The following is a 21,077-nucleotide window of genomic DNA, read 5'->3' as shown; positions in this document are numbered from 1 at the left end:
GAGCACTGGCCCCCCGGACCCGATGATCTCCTCCACCACCGACAACCAACTCAAGTACAAGGGGAGAGAAGAGGGTTGTGACGATCCGGCGCAGCTTCGGAAGGCCGTGGTGACCAGGGGAAATGCAGGGTGCGCGGGCGTCTGGCACGGAAGTGGCTTCGGCAGTGGGAACGCAAGCGCCGACGGCAGGAGCTCACCGGGGCTTGCCCACCGCTGCGAGCACGGCGCGGACGGCACGGGCCGGGCGGCGGCGTCACGGTGTGCCGGGCTCCATCGTGCTGGACGGGCGCGGCGGCGGGAAGGGGCAGCGGAGGTCGGTGCGGGCGCGGATGTGGGCACGGGATGCTCGTTCCTCCCGTCCGTCCCGCGCGCACCTGTCGCGCGCGGGACGGGCGCCACCCTGCGGGATCACCCCTTGTCCGCAGTCTGCTCATCCCGGCCCGTGTTGTCCGTTCTACCCCTTGACCACCCCTTTGGCCGGACGGTTCGTCCGTGGCCGATGCCACATCGCCCGGCGGAGGCTCAGCGGGCGGGACGGGCGCTGGACCGCGAGGACCCGCGCCGCCAGTCGGAGGGCTTCTGAGCGCGGAACGTCTCGCCGCTCTCGATCCTGGCCTTGTTCCTGGCGAACTCCCGCTCGGCTGCCGACATCTGCCGGGCTCGCAGCCGGGGTGTCCCCAGCCGTCGGTCACGATGGCCTCGCCCTTGTCGTAGTTCTTGAAGCAGGCCGGGCAGGTGCCCGGGTACGCGGCCCGCAGCGAGCCGCGCGGCAGCGGCAATACCTTTCTTCGCCGCCTGCGCACGGGTCGGCACTCATCCACGAGCGACTCAAGCCGGGCCGTCCTCTCCGGGTGCAGGCCTTTGACCACCATCACAGTGCCCCCTCGCCTTCTGGAGCAGTACCGGTGTCCTTGCCGATCGGGTGGCGTCGGCTGTTGGCGGTGCGCCATCCGTATCGCTCGTCCCACACCAGTGCCGGCGAGGTCTGCCCGGCGGTGAGCGGGAGGGCCGCGGCCCTGGAAAAACAGGGTTGTCACCAGGTCGGGGAGCACGCCAGAGAACTTTTCCGGATTTCTGTCACATCTGCGTGTGCCGATCCGTCAGTGCTGTGAAGAGGCCAAAGAGGCCGAAGCGAAGGAGAGCAGCCATGTCGAACACCTCCATCTCCCGGATGCCCAACCCGGCCGAGTTCGTTCCCGAGCTGAACGACATCAGCGCCGCCCTCTTCCGGGCCACGGGCAACCACTCGGTGCCGCGCACCACGATGAACCTCGTCCACCTGCGCGCCGGGCAGATCGTCGGCAACACCTACCTGACAATCCTGAACACCGGCTTCCTGCGCAAGGCCGGGGAGTCCGAGGAGCGCATCACCGCCGTCTCCTCCTGGCAGGACGCCCCGTACTTCACCGACGCCGAGCGCGCCGCCCTCGCCTTGGTGGAGGCCACCCTCCAGCCCGCCCCACACGGCAAGGAGCGCGTCTCCGACGAGCTGTACACCGAGGTGGCGAAGCACTACGACGAGAAGGCGCTGGCCACCCTGACCATCGCGATCGGCCAGATCAACTTCTTCATCGCCCTCGCCGTCATCGGCAAGCCGCAGCCGGTCAGCTCCCTCGCGGACGAGCAGTGGGACTGACCTGTCCGTCAGCGAGGTCACCCGACCCGGCGACATAGGGCCACATGGTCATCGACGAACACATGCAGTGCCGCCAGAAGGGCGTCCAGGCTGGCAGTCGCGGGGAGCCGGACATCGAGGCCTGCCAGATCTGTGTTCCGGAGACGGGGCTGCTGCGGGAGTAGGCCGAGCGGTCAGGGGGAAATGTCGCCCGGATTCTCGCGCCTCGGGCGCAACCGGCGGTCTTCGGGGGCGTTTGGCTTATCAGGCGCGGTCGTGGAGAGTGACTTGGTAGCCGTCGGGGTCGGCGAAGGTGAATGTCCGGCCGAAGGGGCCGTCAATCGGTGCGGAGACGATGGTGTGACCGTCGGCGACGAGAGCATCGTGGATGGCCTGGACGTCGGTGGCGTGGAGCCAGATCGCGGCACCAATGCCGGGCTGAGCAACGGATGTGAGATCGGTGCCGGGAACGACGTCGCGGAGTGCGAACGCGATCGGCTTCGTCTCGAAGACGACGGCGTGCGGAGGTCCGGCCTGGGAGCGGACGAGGCCGAGGTACTGCTCGTAGAACGCCTGCGAAGCGTCGAGGTCGCGCACCTGGAGCGAGATGAAGTCGGGGCCGGTGGCAGGCATGATGATGCTCCTTCCCTTCGTGTCAGATTCCTGACACAGGCCAACGTATGTCAGAATTCTGACATGAGTCAAAACGGTGTCGGCGTCGACCTCGATAAATCACTGGGCTACCTGCTGAAAGAGGCTTCCAGCGCCCTGCGCGCAGCCATGGAGGAGGTGCTGCGGCCACTCGGGATGAGCGTGACGCACTACTCCTGCCTCGAGCTGCTGGCTCAACGGCCGGGCTTGTCGAACTCCGAGCTCGCGCGTGGCGCGTTCGTGACACGGCAGTCGATGAACGTGCTGCTCCAGGCCCTGGAACGAGAGGGCTACGTGACCAGGCCTGCGGAGGCGCCCGTCGGGAAGGTTCTTCCCGCGCGGCTCACGCCTCGCGGCCGACGGAGCCTGAAGAAGGCGACCGTAGCGGTCCGGTCCGTCGAGGTCAGAATGCTGGCCGGCATGACCGAGACCGAGCTGTCAGGTGCGTTCCGGATCCTGCAGAGCATGATCCATTCCCTGCACGATGGCAACGCCGGTGCATAGCTCGTTCCCCGGCGCACGTCTCGTCGCGCCCGGACAGGAGTGCAGCCGAGCGTGGAGATCCGTGCAGGCGACCTCGAAAACCGACAGCCCCCGACTACACCCTCTTCTGCGATGAGCCCGTTATGTCGTGGGCCATCTCCGCATATGGAAGTTCGCCGAACTGGGCATTGATGACAGACACCGCAACCACGTGACATCTATTTCGACCAGTCCCAGCCCTCCAAGCTTGGCGTTTATGGTGCCTGCCTGTCTGCGCCGGCCTTCATCGTGTCGGTTTTTGCTGTGTTTTTCGACGGGGTGTTCGCGGGCCCGGTTCTTGTTCTTCGAGCCGACCGGCCGGCCCGGGCCCGCAGTGCCGGATTTCGGTGCTCTGGTCAGCTGAGGGGTCTTCCTGTGGAGGCGATGCAGCGGGAATTCACACAGTGCGCGGTGATCTCCACCGGGTACCGGTGCCCCTTGTACGACGGCGGCGCGCTGTCCACGGACGACCCCTCCCAACATGACCAATCAGAAGATCATCCCACCCGGTCAGTCAACGTGACAGTGCCGTCCGGGATGTTGAGCTGTTGTCATGGTCTCAGTGCAGGGCCGTGGACGATCCGTTGCTGGGGATGGCCGCACCGGGACTGGGGGGACAGCCGTAGTGAGTGGGGGCTACTGCTGCCCATAGCGTCTACGGTGTGAGACATATACGGAACGGGGCGAAGAGATCCCCCTTCGACAGGCACCGACCGGCCCGGTCTGCAGCGGTGTCGGCTGTCCCGTCGGACGTGGTGGCGGTTGCCGTACCCACGGCCGACGCGGCACATACGACTGGCACTTCCGACCACAACACCCAGCCCCCCAAGGAGGCTTCGTGATCACCTCCAGCCCTGCCGTGCGCCGCACCACTGCGGTGGGCCTCGCCCTCGTCGCCTGCGTCGGCGCGGCCCCCACCGCCACGGCCGCGCCGGCCCCCACCATGTCGAAGTCCGAAGCCCGGCTCGACCGTTATTATGATCAGCGCCTGGGCTGGGGCAGCTGCGCCAAGAGCTCGGGCGACACCATGGGCCGTGATCTGGACAAGGCCGGCGTGCAGTGCGCGGACGTCACTGTGCCGCTCGACTACGCCGCCCCCCGGGGCCGTACGATCACCGTCGCGATATCCCGGCTCAAGGCCACTGACACCCGCCACCGCATCGGCTCGATCCTGCTCAACAACGGCGGCCCCGGCGGCACCGCCCTCGAATCCCCGCCGGAATTCCACGCGTGGATGAAGAAGGTTGGCCCGCGTTACGACATCGTCGGCTTCGACCCGCGCTTCGTCGGCCGCAGCACCCCGCTGGACTGCGGTTTGCCCGTCGGCACCAACCTCTTCTCGGCCGGTCACAGCCGGGCGAGCTTCGAGCGCCAGGTCGCCCTCCAGAAGGACCTGGCCGACAAGTGCCGGGCCACCAACGCCTCCGTGCTGCCGCACGTCACCACCCGCAACACGGCCCGCGACATGGACGTCATCCGCGGCGCGCTCGACGAGAAGAAGATCTCCTACTTCGGCTACTCGTACGGCACCTACCTGGGCACCGTCTACACCCAGATGTTCCCCGGCCGCACCGACCGCATGGTCCTGGACGGCGCCATCGACCCACGCAAGTTCGGCCCCCGGCTGCTCCGGGAGGCCGTCGGTGAGAACGAGCAGGCGCTCGCCGACTGGGCCTCTTGGGCTGCCGCCCGCAATGACACCTACGGCCTCGGCCGCACCCGCGCCCAGGTTCTCGCCACCATCGACCGCGTCATCAGGGCATCCGCGCGCGCACCGCTGACCGTCGGCAGCGCCCCGGATGCCTTCCGACTTGACGACACCCAGACCCCGTTCCTCCTGCTCGCCGGCCTCGACAGCGACACCGACGCGTCCCGCGCGGCCCTCGGCGAGCAGGTGTCCGTGCTGAACGAGGCCGCGGCCGGGCAGCCGACCCGGCTGTCACCGCAGTTCGCCGGGCTGCTGCGGTTCGCGCTGACCGGCGAGCAGTCACACCACGGCAGTGTGCAGTCCGCGGTCATCTGCGGGGACGTGGCGGCCCCGCGCGACCCCGAGGTCTACTGGCGGGCCATCGAGCGCAGCCGCGCCGCGTACCCGCGCTTCGGCGCGCTGGCCAACAACATCGGCCCGTGCGCCTTTTGGGACCGGCCCCGCGAGGAACCCACCCAGGTGAAGCACGACACCAAGGCGCTGATCGTGTCCGCCACCGGCGACACGCGCACCCCCCACAAGGGTGCCGTTGCCCTGCACGGCCTGCTGCCGAGCTCCAAGCTGATCACCCTCAAGGGTGCGAACCGGCACGCGATCTACGGACTGTACGAGAACACCTGCGTCGACAACAAGGTCAACCAGTACCTGGCCACCGGCCGGCTACCCGCCAACGACCGGACCTGCTCCAAGCAAGCCGGGCTTCAGCCCAGGTGAGCGCACATTCCTTGATCAGGATCTTCCCTCAGGAGGAGCCACACCCATCTTGAGGGGGAGGTTCGACAGGAACGGCCCGCCCCGCACACCGGCTGTACGCGCGGGGCGGGCCCGCGAGTGACGTTCCGACCCGGTGTCCGGGTTCGGGGGCCCCGCGGCAGTACAGTGCGGAGTTCCGGTCCGACGCGATCGCGTTGTGGCGGGCTTCGGCCGGCAGGCGGACGTCCAAGGACGTCGCGGCTGATCTGAACGTCAACCCGAGACGCTGCGGACCTGGGTGCGTGATGCCGGTGGTCGTCCAGTCGCCGCCGGCGCGTCGCAGGACACCGAGCCTCGATCAAACCCGGAACGGTTCAGTGGTCGCAGTGCTCCCTGGCTGGTTCGGGAGTACCGAGGTCCGGATGCTGCGGGAGCGGTTCGGGGCTTGGGGCGAATGACGGTGGGCCAGACGCTGGCGAAGGGCGGCACCCCGCCGAGGGGATGCCGCCCTTGGGTTGCGCCGGTTCCGCTCAGGCGGCGCGGCGGGTCTTGCGGCGGCGCACTGCGACGGCGGTGCCGCCACCAGCGACGATCAGCGCGGCGGCTGCACCAGTGATCGCCGCGGTGTTGCTGCTGATCGACGCCCCCATCGACGCGGACAACGTCTTCGTCGTCATCAAATCCGACGAAGACGCCTCACCGGCGCGCTTGACGCAAGTCTGATTCTTCGTCGGCAGTTTGCCGGTAGCCAGGTACCTGTTGACCTCGTCGTCCACGCAGGCGTTGCCGTAGCGGCCGAAGAGGGCGTGCCGGTTGGCGCCCTTGAGGGTGAGCAGCTTGGAGCCGGGCAGTTGCTCGTGCAGGGTCACGCTGCTCTTGTAGGTGGTGCGGGGGTCGCCGGTGGCTGCCACGATCAGTACCGGGGCGTCGCGGCGGACCTCGGTGGGTTCCTCGCGGGGGCGGTCCCAGAAGGCGCAGGGGCCGATGTTGTTGGTCATTGGTCCGAACACCGGGTGTGCGGCCCGGCTGCGTTCGATGTCGCGCCAGTAGACCTCGGGGTCGCGCGGGGCGGCCACGTCCCCGCAGAGGACCGCGGCCTGGACTCCCGACGGTTCGGCCGCGCCGTGCAGTAGGTACCGGAGCGTCGCGGCGAACTCCGGCGAGAGCGGCGTCGGCGCCGTGCCCCGTGCGGCCCTGCTCAGCACGGCCAGTTGCTCGGCGAGGAACGCCCGGGTCGGGTCGGTGTCGTCCCCGATGCTGGAGTAGAGGAGGACCGGCACCTGGGTGTCGTCGATCCGGAAGGTGTCCGAGCCGGTGCCGACGGTCAGCGGGCCGCTGGCGGATGCCCTGATGACGCGGTCGATGGTGGCGAGAACCTGGGCGCGGGTGCGGCCGAGGCCGTATTCGGCGTCGCGGTCCGCCGCCCACGCGGCCCAGGCGGACAGCGCCTTCTCGCTCGCGCGCTCGGTGCCCTTCGTCAGGCGGGGGCCGTAGTCGGCGGGGGCGACCGCGCCGTCGAGCACGACGCGGTCGTAGCGGCCGGGGAACATCTGGGTGTAAACCGTGCCCAAGTAGGTGCCGTACGAGTAGCCGAGGTAGGAGATCTTCCGCTCGCCGAGCGCGCCGCGGACGACATCCATGTCACGGGCCGTGTTGCGGGTACTGATGTACGGCAGCACTGAGGCGTCATGGGTGCGGCACTTCTTGGCAAGGCTCTTCTGCAGGGCGACCTGGCGGTCGAAGCCTGCCCGACTGGTGCCGGCCGAGAACCAGGACGTGCCGACGGGCCAGCCGCAGTCCAGTGGGGTGCTGCGGCCGACGAAGCGTGGGTCGAAGCCGACGATGTCGTAGCGCGCGCCGACGTCCTTCATCGCCTTGCGGACGTCCGGCGGCGACTGGACTGAAGGTCCGCCTGGCCCGCCGTTGTTCAGCAGGATCGATCCGATGCGGTGGTGGGTGTCAGTGGCCTTGAGCCGGGATATCGCGAGGGTGATCGTGCGCCCTGCGGGGTGGGCGTAGTCGAGCGGCACGGTGACGTCCGCGCACTGCACACCGGCCTTGTCCAGATCGCGGCCCGTCGTGTCGACGGGGCCCGTGACGCAGCTGCCCCAGCCGAGGTGTTGCCGGTAGTACTGGTCGAGCCCGGCTCGGGTGCCGTTCTTGGCGGGGGCCTCTGAAGCTGAGGCCAGGGCGGGGGAAGTGATGAAGCAGGCCGCGAGGGTGAGGCTCGCGGCGGAGGCGCGCCGCGCGGTGGGGCTGAGGATGGTCACAGGTCTCCTTGGGTTGGTGGGTACGGTCGGTGGCGCGGAACGCGGTGTCCAGGGCGGCGCGGAAGTCGGCTTCGGCTCGGTACCAGGCACCTCGTTGCTGTGGACCTAGAAGTCCGATGAAGATCTTGTTTCGACTGCCTGACTCAACCGCTTCGCCCCTAAAAATCGATCGGGGCAAACCTGCCTGGGCCGGGCGCGATTTCAAGATTTCCAGTGGGCTTCTAGGGTGTTTCTGACGGCTCTTGAAACATCTGGTGGCTGTCACGGGTGCGCACGCTCAACCATTCGAGGCCACGCCGGACAGATGAGGTGCTCACGGGTCACCTGAGCCGTTCGGTCAGTCCGCCATCATGACCCGGTCGGGTTCCGGGGCAGGTGAGTTCGCACGGTGCTGCGAGTGGCCGCCCTTGGTGGGCCGTGGGCGGACCGGCCACCAGGTGCTCCGTCCGAGGAGTGCGGTAAGGGCGGGGACCAGCACCAGCGAGAGGACGAGCGCGGAGAGCAGGATTCCGAGCGTCATTGCGAAGGCGATCTGCTCGTTGCCCGGGGTCGTGGCGAGGGTGGCGAAGGAGCCGGCAAGGACCAGGCCTGCGGTCGCGATGGCCGGTGTCGTGTGCTGCACCGCGCGGGCCACGGCGGCGCGGGCCGGGCCCGGTCGCTGCATTTCCTCCCGGATCCGGTCGCTGATCAGGATGTTGTAGTCGGTGCCCAGTGCCACGACGAACAGAAACAGCACGAGCGGGAGGGAGAAGTTGACGCCCGGCTTGCCGAGGACGTGCTGGAAGAGCAGGGTGGCGGCGCCGAGGGTGGCGGCGAAGCCGAGCCCGACGGAGAGCATCAGGATCACCGGTGCGAGCAGGCTGCGCAGGAGCAGCAGGAGGATCAGCGCAATCAGTGCGGCCGCGACCGGAAACACGATCTTCAGGTCGTGGTCGACGGCGGTGGAGATGTCGGCGTAGATCGCCGCCGTTCCGCCCACGTGTGCCGTCGTTCCGGCGGGTGTGTACTGGGCGACCGCTGCCCGCACGGGTCCGGAGGCCAGGTCGCGGGCCTGCTGGCTCTGCGGGTCCGCGGTCGGGTAGAGGTCGATCCGGGCGGCGCGGTGGTCCTTGTTCAGGACGGTCCGTGCGACCTGGCCCACGCCCTTGACCTGGGTGAGAGCACGGGAGAGGCCGTCGAGCCGGCCTGCGGTGAGGGTGCCGCCGTCAGTGGCGGTGACGAAGACGCTCGTCGGGTCCGACACTCCGGCCGGCAGCGCACGGGATATCTCGGTCGCGGTGGCCGCCGCAGGGGTCTCGGCAGCGGCGTTGCCCTGGCCGTAGTCCATGCGGATCCCGATCAGCCCGGCGGCCAGCGCGGCAAGCAGGGCGACGGAGGCGAACGTCATCGTCATCGGTCGTCGTGCGACCCGCGCCCCGAAGCGGGCGGCACGGCCCTCGTCGGGCTCGTGGCCGAGGGCCTTGGAGGGCCAGAACATCTTGCGCCCGGCGGCCGCGAGCAGCGCCGGCAGCAGGGTGAGGCTGCCGAGCAGCATCACCAGGACCGCGACGGCGATGGCGGGGCCCAGCGAGCGGAACTGGCCGAAGGTCGCCACGCCCAGCGTGGCGAACCCGGCCACGATGGTCAGCGCCGCCGAGGTGATCGCGGTGCCCACCCGTCCCGAGACCTGCCCGGCCGCCTCGCGGGCGGACTGCTCCGGCCGGGCGCGCAGTTGCTCGCGGAAGCGGAACAGCAGGAACAGCAGGTAGTCGATGCCGATGCCGAGCAGGACCACGCTGATCAGATCAGGGGTGCCCGCGTCGAGCTTGCGCCCGGTGAGTATCGCGGCACCCGCGACGGCTCCCCCCGCCACGCCGATGATCATGGCGACCGCGACCAGCGGCAGCAGGGCCGCCAGCACGCTGCGGAACACCAGCACGTTGATCAGCAGGATGAGCCCCATGAGGAGGGCGCCCCCGACCTTCGCGGCGGTCTCGTGGGAATCGGTGGTGTCGACGGTGTCGGCGAGACTTCCGGTGAAGCCGGTGCGCATCCCCGCCTCGGAGAACTGCGTCCGGGCGGCGTCCCTGAAGGCCCGGTAGACGCCCTGGACCCCCTTGTCCGTACGGTTCCCGATCAGCTCGACGGAGAGCAGTTCGAAACTCCGGTCGGGTGCCACCATCGCCGGGGCGATCCGGGGTGTCTGGGAGCGGTCCGGGACCAGGAATTTCGGTCTGTCGTCCTCCCTGGGCATGATCACCCGGCGCTGCGCCAGCTTCGCCGCCTCGGCCTCGACCCGCTTCTGGTCGGCGGCGCCGAGAGCCTTTCCGTCGGACCGGGCGACCAGCATCGTCACGGTGGTTGCGTCGGGGTTCACCCCGAACTGTTCCTCGGCAATCTCCAGGGCGGCGGCCGAGTCGTAGCTCTTGGGCAGGAAATCCCCGGTCTGGTTCTGGGTGACGCGGCCGATCAGTGTCGGGGCCAGGGCGCTCAGCACGACACCCAGCACCGCCCAGAGGGCGATGACTTTCCACGGGTGTCTGGTGGAGTATCCGGTCAGGGCGCGGATCACGATGTCCTCCGGCGGACGGACTTGCATGCGGACGTCTGCCGGGGGCTCCCGGCCGGTATCCAGACCATCACCCCGAGGGGCCGGGTAGCGTCCTGGCAGCGGATGATCCGGGCCGGGGCCCTGGGTCCTGCCCCGGCCAGGGACCAGGACCCAGGTCCTGGTCCCCATCCTGGTCGCGGGCCGCGAGCTGCCACCGACGGTGCTGCCGCTGCAACTGCTGTGCAACTCTGTACCGGAGGCCGTAAGGCCGGACACAGGGAGAACAGACATGCGCAGGCGCCGACACATCGGGCCCGGCGATGCCCGGGAGCCGCTGCACATCGACAGCGCCGGGCCGCCGTGGTCCCGCAATGACGCACTCGTGACCGGCGGGGCCTGCGCGATGAACCTGCTCAGCTACGTGTTCTTCGACGACCCCGACGGCCGATACGCCGTGAGCGTGGCCGGGTTCCTCCTCGTCGCGCTGGCAGCCCTGCCGTTGCTCGTCCGGCGCAGCCACCCGGTGGTGGCGCTCACTGCCGTACTGGCACTCGATACGACAGCCACCCTGACCGCGCCGCTGCCCAGACACTTCGGTGCCGTCCTGCTGGTCGCCCTGTACTCAGTCGCCAGGGCCTGCACCGGCCGGGTGACAGCGGTCGCGGCCGTCGCGACGGTGTCGCTGACGTTGCTGAGCCAGAGCCACGGCCGGATTCCGCCCTGGCAGGACGCCGCTGTCACGCCCCTCTCCGCCCTGATCGTCGTCGGCACCGCCATGGCGGTCAACCGCTGGCAGCGGGAGGTAGCGGCGAACCGCAGACTTCTCGCCGACCGTGCGGTGGCCGACGAACGCCGCCGCATCGCACGGGAGCTGCACGACATCGTGGCCCACCACATCACCACCATGCAGCTGATGGCCGGCGGAGCCCGGGCCAACCTCGCCCGACCGGAGGTGGTCCGGGACGCCCTGGTCACCCTGGAATCCTCCGGGCGGCTCGCCCTGCGCGAGATGCGCCAGCTCCTCGATGTGCTGCGGGCCGGTGACGAACCGGAGTCCGCGCCGTCGCAGCCCCAGCCGGGCGTCGACGACCTCGACCGTCTGGTGGCCGAATCCCGCCTTGCCGGACTGCCGACGGAGTTCAGCGTCCACGGGCCGCAGCGCCCGCTGCCGCCGACCGTCGGCCTCACGGTGTTCAGAATCACCCAGGAAGCCCTCACCAACGCCCGCAAGTACGCGGGGCCCGCCCGCGCGTCCGTACGGCTGACGTATCGCCAGGATCGGGTCACCGTCGAAGTGCGGGACGACGGTGGGAGCACACCGCCGCAGGAGGGGGCGTCGTCGGTGGGCTCGGGCGGTTACGGCCTGATCGGCATGCGCGAGCGCGTCGCCCTGCACGGCGGCACCCTCGCCGTCGGCCCGCAGGCCGACGGCGGGTTCGCAGTGGTGGCCGACCTGCCGCTGACCACGGACGAGGCGGCCGAAGCAGCCGTCCAGCACGAGGGGGCACACCGATGACCGGGACCCGGCCGAACACACCGAGGATCAGAGTGCTGATCGCGGACGACCAGCCGCTGGTCCGGCGCGGCCTGTCGCTGATCCTCTCCCCCGACCCGTCCTTCGAGGTCGTGGGAGAGGCCGAGGACGGCGCGCAGGCTGTCGCCCTCGCCCGCCGACTGCGCCCCGACGTCGTGGTGATGGACATCCGGATGCCCGTCCTCGACGGTATCGGCGCGACCGGGGAACTCGCCGCCACCGTGCCCGGCTGCCGGGTCCTGGCCCTCAGCACCTTCGACATGGACGAGTACGTCGTGGGTGCCCTGCGCGCCGGAGCCTGCGGGTTCCTGCCCAAGGACAGCTCGCCGGAGGACCTGAGCGCGGCGATCCGCACCGTCCACGCAGGCGAGGCCGTCGTCGCGCCGCGTCTGCTCACCCGGCTGATCTCCACCTACGTACGGGCCTCTCACGGCGCGTCGCAGCCACTCCCCACCGACCTGGGCGAACTCACACCCCGGGAGGTCGAGGTGTGGCGTCTGATGGCCACCGGTCTCGACAACGCCGAGATCGCCCACGAACTGCACATCAGCGTCTCCACGGTCAAGAACTACATCACCAGCATCTTCGGCAAGCTCGACGTCCGTGACCGCGCCCAGGCGGTCATCGCGGCCTACGAATCGGGGCTGGTCACCGCCCGCACGGCAACCGGCAACCCGCGCGGCGACGGAAACACCGCATAGCCGGGCCGACCGGTGCGCTCACTGCTTGCACAGGGTGGTGTCGAGGAGGGCCGGGCCATCGGCAGGGCCTCCCGAAACTCCTACGCGGCCGACTTCTCCTGACGCGAGGGCGGGTAACTCCCCAAGTTCCCATAGCCGGGCCTGCCCCGGGGTGGGGAGGCGTCCAGAGCGTGGACTGCCCCGGACGCTGGTTCAGCGGCACAGGCAGGCCGGGTCAGTCCACCTGATGTCGCGTCAGCCCGCGACCCCGGGCACGACCAGGTCGGTATCGTACGCGATCACCACCGCGTGGGTCCGGTTCTGCGCACCGAGCTTGGTCAGCACGTTCCCGACGTGGGTCTTCACCGTCTCCAGGCTCACCGTGAGCGACTCCGCGATCTGCGGGTTGGACAGGCCGGTGGCCATCAAGCGCAGCACCCCTCCTCCCGGCCCGTCAGCGCCGCCTGCGGCAGCGCCTCGCCGGAGCCCAGCGGGCGGGCGGTGACCATCTGGCGCAGGGCCGCCGGGAAGAGGATCGCCTCGCCCGCCGCGACCACCCGCACTGCTTCCGCGATCTGCGGGACCGGGAGCCGCTTGAGCACGAAGCCGCCGGCCCCGGCGCTGAGTGCGGCGGTGACGTAGCCGTCGTTCTCGAGGGTAGTGATCACCACGACTTTCGGCGGTTCGGCCGACTCCTCGAGGAGCTGCCGGGTGGACTCGATGCCGTTGAGGCGCGGCATCCGCACGTCCATCAGGACCACGTCCGGCCGCAACTGCCGCGCCCGCTCGACGGCCTCGAAGCCGTCGGCAGCCTCCCCGACCACTGCGATCCCCGGCTGCATCCCGAGCAGCGTGCACAGACCGCTGCGGGTCATCTCGTCGTCGTCCGCGATCACGAGGGTGACAGGGGTGCTGCTGGAGGCGCTCCGGCCCGTCCGGGCCGGCCTCGATCTCGCCGTGCAGCAGCCGCACGCGCTCAGCAAGCCCCGGCAGGCCGTGCCCGGACGTCGGGAAGACACTCGCAACCGAACTCGTCCCCGTCCCGCTCCGGTTGACCACACTGAGCCCCAGCGTGTCCGGCGTGGCCACTGCCTTGACCTCGATCGGTCCGCCCGTTCCGTGCCGCAGCGCGTTCGTCAGCCCCTCCTGCAGGATCCGGTACGCCGCCCGGGAGAGCGTCCCCTGCACCTGCGTGAAATCGCCCGACAGCTCCGGCTCCACCACCGCGCCCGCGTGCCGCAACCGGTCGAGCAGCTCGGGCAGGTCGGCCAGGGTCCGGGCCGGCGCCGTCCCCGCCTGTTCCTCACGCAGCATGCCCAGCACATAGTCCAGGTCCTCAAGGGCGGCCCGGGTCGACTCCTCGATGCTGCGCAGGGCGGCCCGCGCCGCCACCGGGTCGGCGGAGAGCACCTCGCCCGCCACCGCCGCCTGGATCGTGGCGGCCGTCAGCGTGTCCTGCTCCGAGAGCAGCAGCGGGGCAGGCTGCACCGGGGCCGTGCCATTAGAAGCGATCCGGGCGGCAACCTGACAGAGCCGACTCAACGGTTCCGTCGGCCAACTCCCGCGCGACCAGGCGGCCCACGGCCGCGGCGAGCGTGACCGCCGAGTGCATCACTGCCAAGTAGAGGCCGGGGACCTCGGCGACCGGGCCGACGATCGGCTCACCGTCGGCCGGCATTGGGCGCGCTCCGAGTCGGGTGCTGAGCAGCTCGACGCTCCCGGCGCCATGGAAAGTGGACCGAACGGCGGCAAGGGTCCGTTCGGGCGAGTCCGCGGCGGCGATCAGCCGGTCCGCGGCGACCTGCCGAAGATCGAAGTCCTCAGTGTTGACCACGGTGCGGACCAGACCGGCCGGGGCGCGGAGCCGGAACAACGGCGACGGCGACGGTTCGACCGGGACGCGCACGCCGAGCGGCGCGCTCAGCGCGGCCGTGGCAACTCCGGCCGCCAGCACCACCGTCGCACCGGAGAGGGGTCCTGCTGCCGTCTCAACCCCGGTAATCTGGCCCGCTGTATCCCGGCGGACCGCGGTAACCGGCGTGTCCAGATGTACCCGAGCTCCGTGGGTGCGAGCGGCCGCGACCAGCCGCTCGGTCACGCCCACCGAGTCAACAGCGCCGTCGCCCGGCGCCCAGACAGCCCACTCCGGAGGCTGCCGAAGGGTGGGCTCGAGCGTCGCCACGGTGGCCGCGTCCACGATCGTCTGCCCGGGCCCGGCGTCCGGCGCACTGTCCTCCCTGGTCCAGCTCAGCGAGCCGGACCAGGTAACCGGGAGTCCCGGCAACTCTGCCCCGAGTCGGTGGTACTCCGCCGTTGCGGTGGCCCGCAGCCCGGCGGCCGGACCTCTACGCACGCCAGACGCTCCGACCCAGGCGAACGAGTCCGCCGTCACGCCGGCGCCTGGCCGCCCGGCGTCGACCAACGTCACCGCGGCGCCCGCCCGGGCGGCGTGATAGGCCACCGATGCGCCGACAATGCCGGCGCCGACGACGACCAAGTCCCCACTCACCGATGAGCTCAACACGTTCACGACCCTAGCGTCCGCCCGCGTGGCGCGTGAGTTCGTCGCGGGCCGCTTCGTCGCCCTCGCGCGGCTCGGCCTGCTCCAGCGTGCCCAGCTCGCGCAGCGCCCGGAGCTCATCGGCGCGGCCCGCGATCCGGGCTGCTTCGCGCAACTCGGCTTCCCGGGCGGCGACGGCCGCGGCTTCGGCGGCGAGCTCGGCCTGGACGACGACGTCGGTGTCCGGGTCGTAGACGGTGCCCGGGGCCGCGGCGGCAAGCAACTGGTCGGTCCCCACTCCGCGAGCTCTGCGCGGCCGCGGTCGTCGTCGGCCAGGTGCTCGTGCCGCGAGTCCTGCCGCGCGTCGAACCGAGCTTGCTCGAGGGCCGCCACGACGGCGCCTGTCCGCACGGCGGGGACAGGGGTGAGGAGATCGGCAGTGTCGTCGTGACTGCCTCTATCAAGCCCGCTTTCGCCAGTGTTCGAGCTGGTCTTTCATTCTCATGGTGCTGGGATGGTCGGGTCCATACATTTGCAGCCGGTCGACCAGTAGTGCGGCCAGGGCCTCCACAGCTCCGGTTGCGTCCCCCGCCTCTCCGCGCCGAATGGCCATCCAGTAGGCAAGCTCGTTCTGCGTACTCAGGATGTCGGCGTGGTTGGGATCCCAGATTCGTGATTGGTCGGTGAGCAGTTCGGCCAGGGCCTCCGCAGCTCCGGCCGCGTCTCCAGCCTCGCCCCGGCATCGGGCCAGCCAAAAGCGGGCCTCCAAGGTGTCCGGGTGGTCGGGTCCCTGGATCCGCAGGTAGTCGGTGAGCAGTGCGGCCAGAGCCTCGGCAGCTCCGGCCGCGTCAGAATCGCTCCGCCAGATGGCAAACCCAAGGCGGGCCCGCAAGGTGTTTGGGTGGTCGGGTCCCTGGATCCGCAGGTGGTCGGTGAGCAGCTCGGCGTATGCCTCGGCGGCTCCAGCCGCGTCTCCCGCCTCTCCCCGCCATCGAGCAAGACCGAAGCGAGTGTTCAGAGTCTCGGGGTGGTCGGGTCCCTGGATCCGCAGATGGTCGGTGAGCAGTGCGGCCAGAGCCTCGGCGGCTCCGGCCGCGTCTCCAGCATTGCCGCGCCACGTTGCCAGGCAGCACCGATCGTGCAGGGTCTGGGGGTGGTCAGGGCCGAGATCCCGAACCCGGTCTGTCAGAAGCTCGGCCAAGGCCTCCGCAGCTCCAGCGGCATCCCCCGCGCGCCCGCGCCACTCCGCGCTGAGGTGGCGAGTTTCCAGAGTGTCGGGGTGGTCGGGTCCTTGGATCCGCAGGTGGTCGGTCAGGAGCTCGGCGTAAGCCTCCGCAGCTCCGGCCGCGTCTCCAGCACTTCCACGCCATCGGGCAAGACCGAAGCGAGTGTTCAGAGTCCTGGGGTGGTCGGGTCCTTGGATCCGTAGCTGGTCGGTCAGGAGTTCGGCGTAAGCCTCCGCAGCTCCGGCCGCGTCTCCCGTCTCTCCCCGCCATCGAGCAAGACCGAAGCGAGTGTTCAGAGTCCTGGGGTCGTCGGGTCCTAGGATCCGGAGCCGGTCGGTTAGAAGCTCAGTTAGAGCATCCACCGCACCGCGTGCATCGCCAGCCTGTCCTCGATTCGAGGCAAGGTTGTCCCGAGCCAGCATTGTCTCGGGGTGGTCCGAACCGAGGGAGGCCCGAGCCCTGTTCACCAGATCCTGGAAGTGCTCCACGGCAGCAGTGAACTGACCCGCCTCGCTCAAACTGACGCCAACATGCATAAACAGGTGATGGTGCATACTCCCGCTGAATAGGGCGTCTCCAGCGCAGTGGATGACGGCTTGTCCGTTGGCTCTCAGCGTCTGAGCCAACGGGAGGTGGGGGTCGGGCCAACTCTCACAGTCCTCGAGTAAGGCGTCACCAGCGGCGCGGGCTGTCTGGCTACGCCCCTGAGGACTCAGAGTGTCGCGGGTAGCACGCTGGATGAGCTGGTGAATGCGCACTGACTGCTGTGGAGAGTCGGGATCGTGGTCGATGAGGCTCAGACGGTGCAGAGCACGGAGTGCGCCCCACACGTCCAGCTCCGTCACTTCATCCGCGGTGGTCTGCTCGACTCCGGTCTGGGCACGGTGCTGAGCGAGGTAGGTCCGGGCGGGCCCACTGGTCAGGACGCTCTGGGGAATGCCGTTCGGATCCAGCATGGCCGTGAGCTGAAGCGCGGGACAGGCGAGACCGGCGGGGTTGAGGTTGTTAGCGCGTTCGATCGACAGCGACCAGGTGACGGCCACGGTGGTGTTCTGGTCGTCTGGCAGCGTGCTTGGCTCGGGCAGCACGCTGGCGAGGTTGGTTGCGCGGTCGGCGAGTCGGCGGCGGTAGCTGTGGCACTGTCGGTGGGTACACGGTGAGCAGCCGACGGAAATGCCGGCATCGACGATGTAGGCAGCAGCCTGCGAAAGGGCTAGCGGCAGGTAGCCAAGGTCCTGCGCCAGCGCACGGATCTCGTCCGGGTCATCGTGCCGTCCGTGCTCGGCAAGGAAGTCAACCAGATAGGCGACTGCCTGAGCCGGAGTAAATACCCCAAGGTCGATCCGATGTCCGGGTAGAGCGGCATCGCGGCGCCGCGTGGTGACCACCGTGCGGCCGTACGGGCTCTTCGCCGGCCACAGCCCGGTCACGTCAGCGGGGTCGGCGACATCGTCCAGTACGACCAGCCACCGGCACACGGGCTCGGACACTGGCGGCTTAGGTTCAAGCCATCTCAGGAATGCCTGTGCGGATCGCTCGGGGTCGCCAGGTTCGAGGGCGAGGAGTTCTTCGGCAGCCTGGGCGAAGGCGGAGACGATGGCGGGGCGGCTGCTGGCGCTGACCCAGACCAGCACATCCAATTCGTCCCCAGTCCACGCCTGCCGCGCGTAGCGGGCGGCGAGCTGGGTCTTGCCGACGCCGCCGGTGCCGCGCAGCACCTGGCACAGCACCGCGGTGCCGCTGTTGGTCAGCGCGGCCCGCAGCTGGTCGGTCTCGTCTCGTCCCTGGAAGGCCGCTGCTTCGCGGGGCATGACACCGACCTGGTGCGGCCACGGGTCCGGCTCCCGCCCATGCACGTGCACGGTCGTGATGTCGCCGCTGTGGTATCCGCTGATCGATACTCCTGCCGGCCCGGAAGTCGCTTGACCTGTGTCCCGAACCTCGATACCCCGCCGTCCCGCCATACCGCTCCCCCTCCTGCTGCCCTGGGCTACTTCTCGCTGTATCCGCTGATGGCGTCGCCGTCTCCGGTCGCTTCGGCATCGCCTGTCCGCTCGACAGTGACGGGGCGCGCAGATCCGCTCCCGTGATAACCCGTGACTGCGGTGCCCTTGCCTGCTGTCTTGGCGGTGCTGGTTTCGCGAACGACGATGGCTGATTGGCTGGCACCAGGGAGCGCTGCCCAGATTCCGATACCTACCGCTGCCACACCTGCGAGAGCGGAGGCCACCGTCGCGATCCGGCTCGCTGTCTCCCACTGCGAGACGGCGAACACCCACCCCAGGACAGCAACCACCACGCACGTCACGACCAACACCACGCGCTTCAACGTCATCCCGTCATCGTCGCTCAGGCCGAGTCGCGACGGGAGCGCTTTGGCCGAGCCCCTCATCTTCCGATGTGCGGGGGGGGGGCCAGGCACCGCAACGGCAGTGAGGTTCAGGCGGGCGTCCATGTCGAGGTTGACCTCGCCGTACGGGCGCACGTGGGACCAGAACAGCGGGGTCGGGCCGCGCCGGTCGGCGGGCATGAGAATGTCGGCCCACTCCGGTTCGCCGAGGACGTCCTGGAGCATAAGGTGACGCGGTGCGGCGTACAGCGGCGCTCGGCCCTCGATACCTCTTCCGGGCCGCGTCCGACGGCAGCATGGCGTGACATGCCGAGACCGCTCGCCAACTCCGAATGTAGGAAACTGCGGACGCGATCGCTGCTACGAGCGTGGGGCCGGAAGAGGCGCGGAAACCTGCGTGCCTTTTGGGGCATTAGGCCGTTAGGGGTGTCACGGACGCACTCGGCGTCCCGGCCGGAAGGATGCTTAATGTCCACGAAGCGCGTTGCCCGCCGTCTGCTGGTGCTGACAGCCATGGCGGCTACCGGTACAGGTGCATTGAGCGTTCCAGCCGTCGCGAGCACGAACATTCTGGCGGCCGGCAATGCCGCTTACGACACCACGATGATCAACAAGGACCGTGAGGTCACGGCGGTTGGCGTGACGGCTTACAGCAGCGGGGTGGGCAGCGGTCTGGTCCAGCTGCCGGTGAACAGCCCTGAGAACCGCGGTGGTGGGGGCAGCCTGCTCTTTTCGGATCGTGGGCTGAAGACTGAGGTTACCGCGGTGGTCTGGGAGCGATGAGCTACCGGCGGTTGAAAGGGTCCTTGGCCAGGATATGGATGCCGGCCCTGGTCAGGATGCGCCTGCGGCAGGGTGCTTCTGCGGCCGGTCTGACGTCCGATGCCGTGTCGGGTGCGGTGCGCGGTAGCGATCCGGTCAACGGTTACCAGGTGCTGGAGCAGGTGGTACAGCTGCCGGTCAGCACGTGGCGGTACCACTGGGACCCGCCACACGTACGCCACCTGGGCCCCATGGCGCAGGACTGGTGGAAAGCGTTCGGGGTCGGCGAGAACGACCGAACGATCTGCTGCACCGATGCCAACGGAGTGGCCATCGTCGCTATCCAGGCACTGCACCGGGAACTGACCGAACTACGAAACGAAGTCACGGCCCTACGAGCCCAGAGTTCACCGGCATACCACCCCAGCGGTCCCGGAGCCGCCGACCCGGGTTGAAGGGCCGGCCCGGAACATGAGCTGACGTACGTATCACCGGAAATCCGCCGAGCCTCGGTTCCGAGACCAACGTGATCAGCGAGTGGCCCGGGGCCGGCGTAGCCCACCAGCCCAGGCGCGGTGGCGCACTTCAGCTCGGTCGGAGCCGCTACGGCCACGCCCTTGGGGCAGGTGGCTTCCGCCCAGCCAGCGCACATGCCTCGTGCATCCGAGTAGTAACTGACCCGGATCCGGCAAGGCACATCAGGGCCCGGACACCGAGTGCCGCACTCGGCCACACGGGCCGGGTACAGCGCTCAGTCGCAACAGCTGGTTTCCTCCGCTGGTGTGCGCGAGAACCGGATAAACAGCAGGTCAGCGAGGTGCATTGTCCTGTCGAAGTGAATGTGTCAGGTAGCGAGCTGTTGATCTGCCGGGATGCCGGGTCGTTTGAGAAGACGGAGGCCCGGGGTTCTCAGTCGACCTGGCTTTGGCGGAAGTCGCGCTCTCGGTAGAGGCACAACGGTCCTTGGCTGTGCCGTTCCCCAGGCAGCTGTCCGGGCACCCTGCGCCAGCCCCGCCGAAGTAGTTGCTCTGCAGGAGATCCTGACGTCCTTGAGCCTGCCGCCAGGGTGGGCCCGACCTCGCGGGCGATGCTCGCAGAGTGGTACGTCAGGTGACTTCCCAGGCCGCCTCGATCATCTGGAAGATCTCGTCCACCGCAGCCTGCGGATCGTCCGTCTCACGGGCCAGCGAATAGGCGTCGATCACGAACCTTGCGATCGTCCGGCAGGCCGTTGTGGTCTGTGACAGGCCGGGATCGGCAGCGATGGCCGTTGCCAGCGACTCTGCATGACGCAGCCGCATCGACTCCTCGTACTCCCGCAGGGCACGTGACTCGTCGATCATGCGGTAGATCGGGACGGTGCCGTCTGCCGTGCAGTGCCGGACCATCTCCTGGATCTCGCGGCGCAGTGCGGGGATGAGCGGTTCGTGCGGTGCGCGGTTGGTGACCGCCTGCGTGAGGCGTTGCTCGAAGTTGTCGTCCTGCTCGAACACCAGGGCCTCTTTCGAGGCGAAGTGGGAGAAGAGCGTGGTGACGGCCACGTCGGCCTCGGCGGCCACATCGCGGATGCCCACCGCGTCGTACCCGCGATCCAGGAAGAGCTGCAGGGCGGTGTCGGCGATCTTCTGTCGGGTCGCGGCCTTCTTGCGCTCACGGCGTCCGGGCGGCTCGGTCATGTCACTGACACTATCAAATCCAAAGGAGTAACTGTTCCTAAACAACAACCGTTAGTGTTACGGTCGGCTGCATGAAGAGAGTGAGCTTCGCCGAGTTCGGCGGTCCCGACGTTCTCCACCTCGAAGGCGCCGAGGAGCCCCACGCGGGCCCCGGCCAGATACGCATCGCCGTGCGGGCGGCGGGCGTGAACCCCGTCGACTGGAGAATCCGTGAAGGCCAGTTCCAGAAGGTCCGCCCGGTCGTCCTGCCCGCCGGAGTCGGGCAGGACGCCTCCCGGGGGGGGGGCAAGGTCGGGGAGGGGGGCGAAGGGGTCGAGGTGGGCGACCACCTGTTCGGGCGAGGGGCGAGCCCCGATTGCG

17 protein-coding genes and 1 pseudogene are annotated in these 21,077 nt (G+C 69.3%); 8 read left to right on the top strand and 10 right to left on the bottom strand.

What is annotated here, in order from left to right; translation table 11 throughout:
- Positions 1–522 precede the first annotated feature (522 nt).
- Positions 523–651 carry a hypothetical protein gene (locus ACFVYE_RS44535; protein WP_389609223.1) on the bottom strand — a complete coding sequence of 43 codons (129 nt, stop codon included), beginning with the start codon at positions 649–651 and terminating at the stop codon, positions 523–525.
- A gap of 496 nt (positions 652–1,147) precedes the next feature.
- Between ACFVYE_RS44535 and ACFVYE_RS44530 the strand changes: the two genes are divergently transcribed.
- The gene (locus tag ACFVYE_RS44530; protein WP_389609221.1) at positions 1,148–1,636 is read left to right on the top strand and encodes a carboxymuconolactone decarboxylase family protein; all 489 of its coding nucleotides are present in this window, start codon (positions 1,148–1,150) and stop codon (positions 1,634–1,636) included.
- Positions 1,637–1,879: 243 nt separating this feature from the next.
- On the opposite strand, the gene ACFVYE_RS44525 is transcribed toward ACFVYE_RS44530, so the two are convergent.
- Positions 1,880–2,248 (bottom strand): VOC family protein, encoded by a 369-nt coding sequence (locus tag ACFVYE_RS44525; RefSeq protein ID WP_389609220.1) that lies wholly within the window; start codon positions 2,246–2,248, stop codon positions 1,880–1,882.
- A gap of 63 nt (positions 2,249–2,311) precedes the next feature.
- Between ACFVYE_RS44525 and ACFVYE_RS44520 the strand changes: the two genes are divergently transcribed.
- The gene (locus ACFVYE_RS44520) at positions 2,312–2,770 is read left to right on the top strand and encodes a MarR family winged helix-turn-helix transcriptional regulator (RefSeq protein ID WP_389609218.1); all 459 of its coding nucleotides are present in this window, start codon (positions 2,312–2,314) and stop codon (positions 2,768–2,770) included.
- An 856-nt stretch (positions 2,771–3,626) separates the two neighbouring features.
- The gene (locus ACFVYE_RS44515) at positions 3,627–5,210 is read left to right on the top strand and encodes an alpha/beta hydrolase (protein WP_389609216.1); all 1,584 of its coding nucleotides are present in this window, start codon (positions 3,627–3,629) and stop codon (positions 5,208–5,210) included.
- Between the two features lie 509 nt (positions 5,211–5,719).
- Here the strand turns inward: ACFVYE_RS44515 and ACFVYE_RS44510 are convergent.
- Both ACFVYE_RS44510 and ACFVYE_RS44505 read right to left on the bottom strand, forming a co-directional pair.
- Positions 5,720–7,459: an alpha/beta hydrolase gene (locus ACFVYE_RS44510; protein ID WP_389609214.1), complete on the bottom strand. Its 1,740-nt coding sequence runs from the start codon at positions 7,457–7,459 to the stop codon at positions 5,720–5,722.
- A gap of 337 nt (positions 7,460–7,796) precedes the next feature.
- Positions 7,797–10,037 (bottom strand): MMPL family transporter, encoded by a 2,241-nt coding sequence (locus ACFVYE_RS44505; RefSeq protein ID WP_389609212.1) that lies wholly within the window; start codon positions 10,035–10,037, stop codon positions 7,797–7,799.
- A gap of 241 nt (positions 10,038–10,278) precedes the next feature.
- Between ACFVYE_RS44505 and ACFVYE_RS44500 the strand changes: the two genes are divergently transcribed.
- Positions 10,279–11,505, top strand: a complete 1,227-nt coding sequence (locus tag ACFVYE_RS44500) for a sensor histidine kinase (protein WP_389609210.1) — start codon at positions 10,279–10,281, stop codon at positions 11,503–11,505.
- Positions 11,502–12,224 carry a response regulator gene (locus tag ACFVYE_RS44495; protein ID WP_383977122.1) on the top strand — a complete coding sequence of 241 codons (723 nt, stop codon included), beginning with the start codon at positions 11,502–11,504 and terminating at the stop codon, positions 12,222–12,224. Before ACFVYE_RS44500 ends, ACFVYE_RS44495 begins: the two co-directional genes overlap by 4 nt.
- A 234-nt stretch (positions 12,225–12,458) precedes the next feature.
- On the opposite strand, the pseudogene ACFVYE_RS44490 reads toward ACFVYE_RS44495, so the two are convergent.
- The 5 genes and pseudogenes from ACFVYE_RS44490 to ACFVYE_RS44470 all read right to left on the bottom strand — a co-directional run bounded on the left by ACFVYE_RS44490 (position 12,459) and on the right by ACFVYE_RS44470 (position 18,504).
- A pseudogene (locus ACFVYE_RS44490) lies at positions 12,459–13,078 on the bottom strand (response regulator).
- A gap of 626 nt (positions 13,079–13,704) precedes the next feature.
- Positions 13,705–14,733 carry an NAD(P)/FAD-dependent oxidoreductase gene (locus tag ACFVYE_RS44485; protein WP_389609208.1) on the bottom strand — a complete coding sequence of 343 codons (1,029 nt, stop codon included), beginning with the start codon at positions 14,731–14,733 and terminating at the stop codon, positions 13,705–13,707.
- Positions 14,734–14,737: 4 nt separating this feature from the next.
- The gene (locus tag ACFVYE_RS44480) at positions 14,738–15,001 is read right to left on the bottom strand and encodes a hypothetical protein (protein WP_389609206.1); all 264 of its coding nucleotides are present in this window, start codon (positions 14,999–15,001) and stop codon (positions 14,738–14,740) included.
- Positions 15,002–15,163: 162 nt separating this feature from the next.
- The gene (locus ACFVYE_RS44475) at positions 15,164–17,740 is read right to left on the bottom strand and encodes a tetratricopeptide repeat protein (protein WP_389609204.1); all 2,577 of its coding nucleotides are present in this window, start codon (positions 17,738–17,740) and stop codon (positions 15,164–15,166) included.
- 179 nt (positions 17,741–17,919) lie between these two features.
- The gene (locus ACFVYE_RS44470; RefSeq protein ID WP_389609202.1) at positions 17,920–18,504 is read right to left on the bottom strand and encodes a hypothetical protein; all 585 of its coding nucleotides are present in this window, start codon (positions 18,502–18,504) and stop codon (positions 17,920–17,922) included.
- Between the two features lie 243 nt (positions 18,505–18,747).
- On the opposite strand from ACFVYE_RS44470, the gene ACFVYE_RS44465 reads away from it, so the two are divergent.
- Together ACFVYE_RS44465 and ACFVYE_RS44460 are read left to right on the top strand one after the other, a co-directional pair.
- Positions 18,748–19,062 carry a hypothetical protein gene (locus ACFVYE_RS44465; protein WP_383977108.1) on the top strand — a complete coding sequence of 105 codons (315 nt, stop codon included), beginning with the start codon at positions 18,748–18,750 and terminating at the stop codon, positions 19,060–19,062.
- A 38-nt stretch (positions 19,063–19,100) separates the two neighbouring features.
- Positions 19,101–19,496: a tail fiber domain-containing protein gene (locus ACFVYE_RS44460; protein WP_389609200.1), complete on the top strand. Its 396-nt coding sequence runs from the start codon at positions 19,101–19,103 to the stop codon at positions 19,494–19,496.
- Between the two features lie 651 nt (positions 19,497–20,147).
- On the opposite strand, the gene ACFVYE_RS44455 is transcribed toward ACFVYE_RS44460, so the two are convergent.
- A complete protein-coding gene (locus ACFVYE_RS44455) occupies positions 20,148–20,717 on the bottom strand; it encodes a TetR/AcrR family transcriptional regulator (RefSeq protein WP_383977102.1) in 570 nt (189 codons plus the stop codon).
- 71 nt (positions 20,718–20,788) lie between these two features.
- On the opposite strand from ACFVYE_RS44455, the gene ACFVYE_RS44450 reads away from it, so the two are divergent.
- Positions 20,789–21,077: alcohol dehydrogenase catalytic domain-containing protein (locus ACFVYE_RS44450; protein ID WP_389609198.1), on the top strand; the 289-nt coding region annotated here is incomplete at its 3' end.

This window comes from Streptomyces sp. NPDC058239 (assembly GCF_042882185.1).
In the GTDB taxonomy this organism is placed as follows: domain Bacteria; phylum Actinomycetota; class Actinomycetes; order Streptomycetales; family Streptomycetaceae; genus Streptomyces.
This window is presented reverse-complemented; position numbering and strand designations above follow the sequence as displayed.

Coding starts and splice junctions, on each gene's coding strand:
- ACFVYE_RS44535 (WP_389609223.1), bottom strand. CDS start 651: ATGTCGGCAGCCGAGCGGGAGTTCGCCAGGAACAAGGCCAGGATCGAG.
- ACFVYE_RS44530 (WP_389609221.1), top strand. CDS start 1,148: ATGTCGAACACCTCCATCTCCCGGATGCCCAACCCGGCCGAGTTCGTT.
- ACFVYE_RS44525 (WP_389609220.1), bottom strand. CDS start 2,248: ATGCCTGCCACCGGCCCCGACTTCATCTCGCTCCAGGTGCGCGACCTC.
- ACFVYE_RS44520 (WP_389609218.1), top strand. CDS start 2,312: ATGAGTCAAAACGGTGTCGGCGTCGACCTCGATAAATCACTGGGCTAC.
- ACFVYE_RS44505 (WP_389609212.1), bottom strand. CDS start 10,037: ATGCAAGTCCGTCCGCCGGAGGACATCGTGATCCGCGCCCTGACCGGA.
- ACFVYE_RS44500 (WP_389609210.1), top strand. CDS start 10,279: ATGCGCAGGCGCCGACACATCGGGCCCGGCGATGCCCGGGAGCCGCTG.
- ACFVYE_RS44495 (WP_383977122.1), top strand. CDS start 11,502: ATGACCGGGACCCGGCCGAACACACCGAGGATCAGAGTGCTGATCGCG.
- ACFVYE_RS44475 (WP_389609204.1), bottom strand. CDS start 17,740: ATGCCCCGCGAAGCAGCGGCCTTCCAGGGACGAGACGAGACCGACCAG.
- ACFVYE_RS44470 (WP_389609202.1), bottom strand. CDS start 18,504: ATGCTCCAGGACGTCCTCGGCGAACCGGAGTGGGCCGACATTCTCATG.
- ACFVYE_RS44465 (WP_383977108.1), top strand. CDS start 18,748: ATGTCCACGAAGCGCGTTGCCCGCCGTCTGCTGGTGCTGACAGCCATG.
- ACFVYE_RS44460 (WP_389609200.1), top strand. CDS start 19,101: ATGCCGGCCCTGGTCAGGATGCGCCTGCGGCAGGGTGCTTCTGCGGCC.
- ACFVYE_RS44455 (WP_383977102.1), bottom strand. CDS start 20,717: ATGACCGAGCCGCCCGGACGCCGTGAGCGCAAGAAGGCCGCGACCCGA.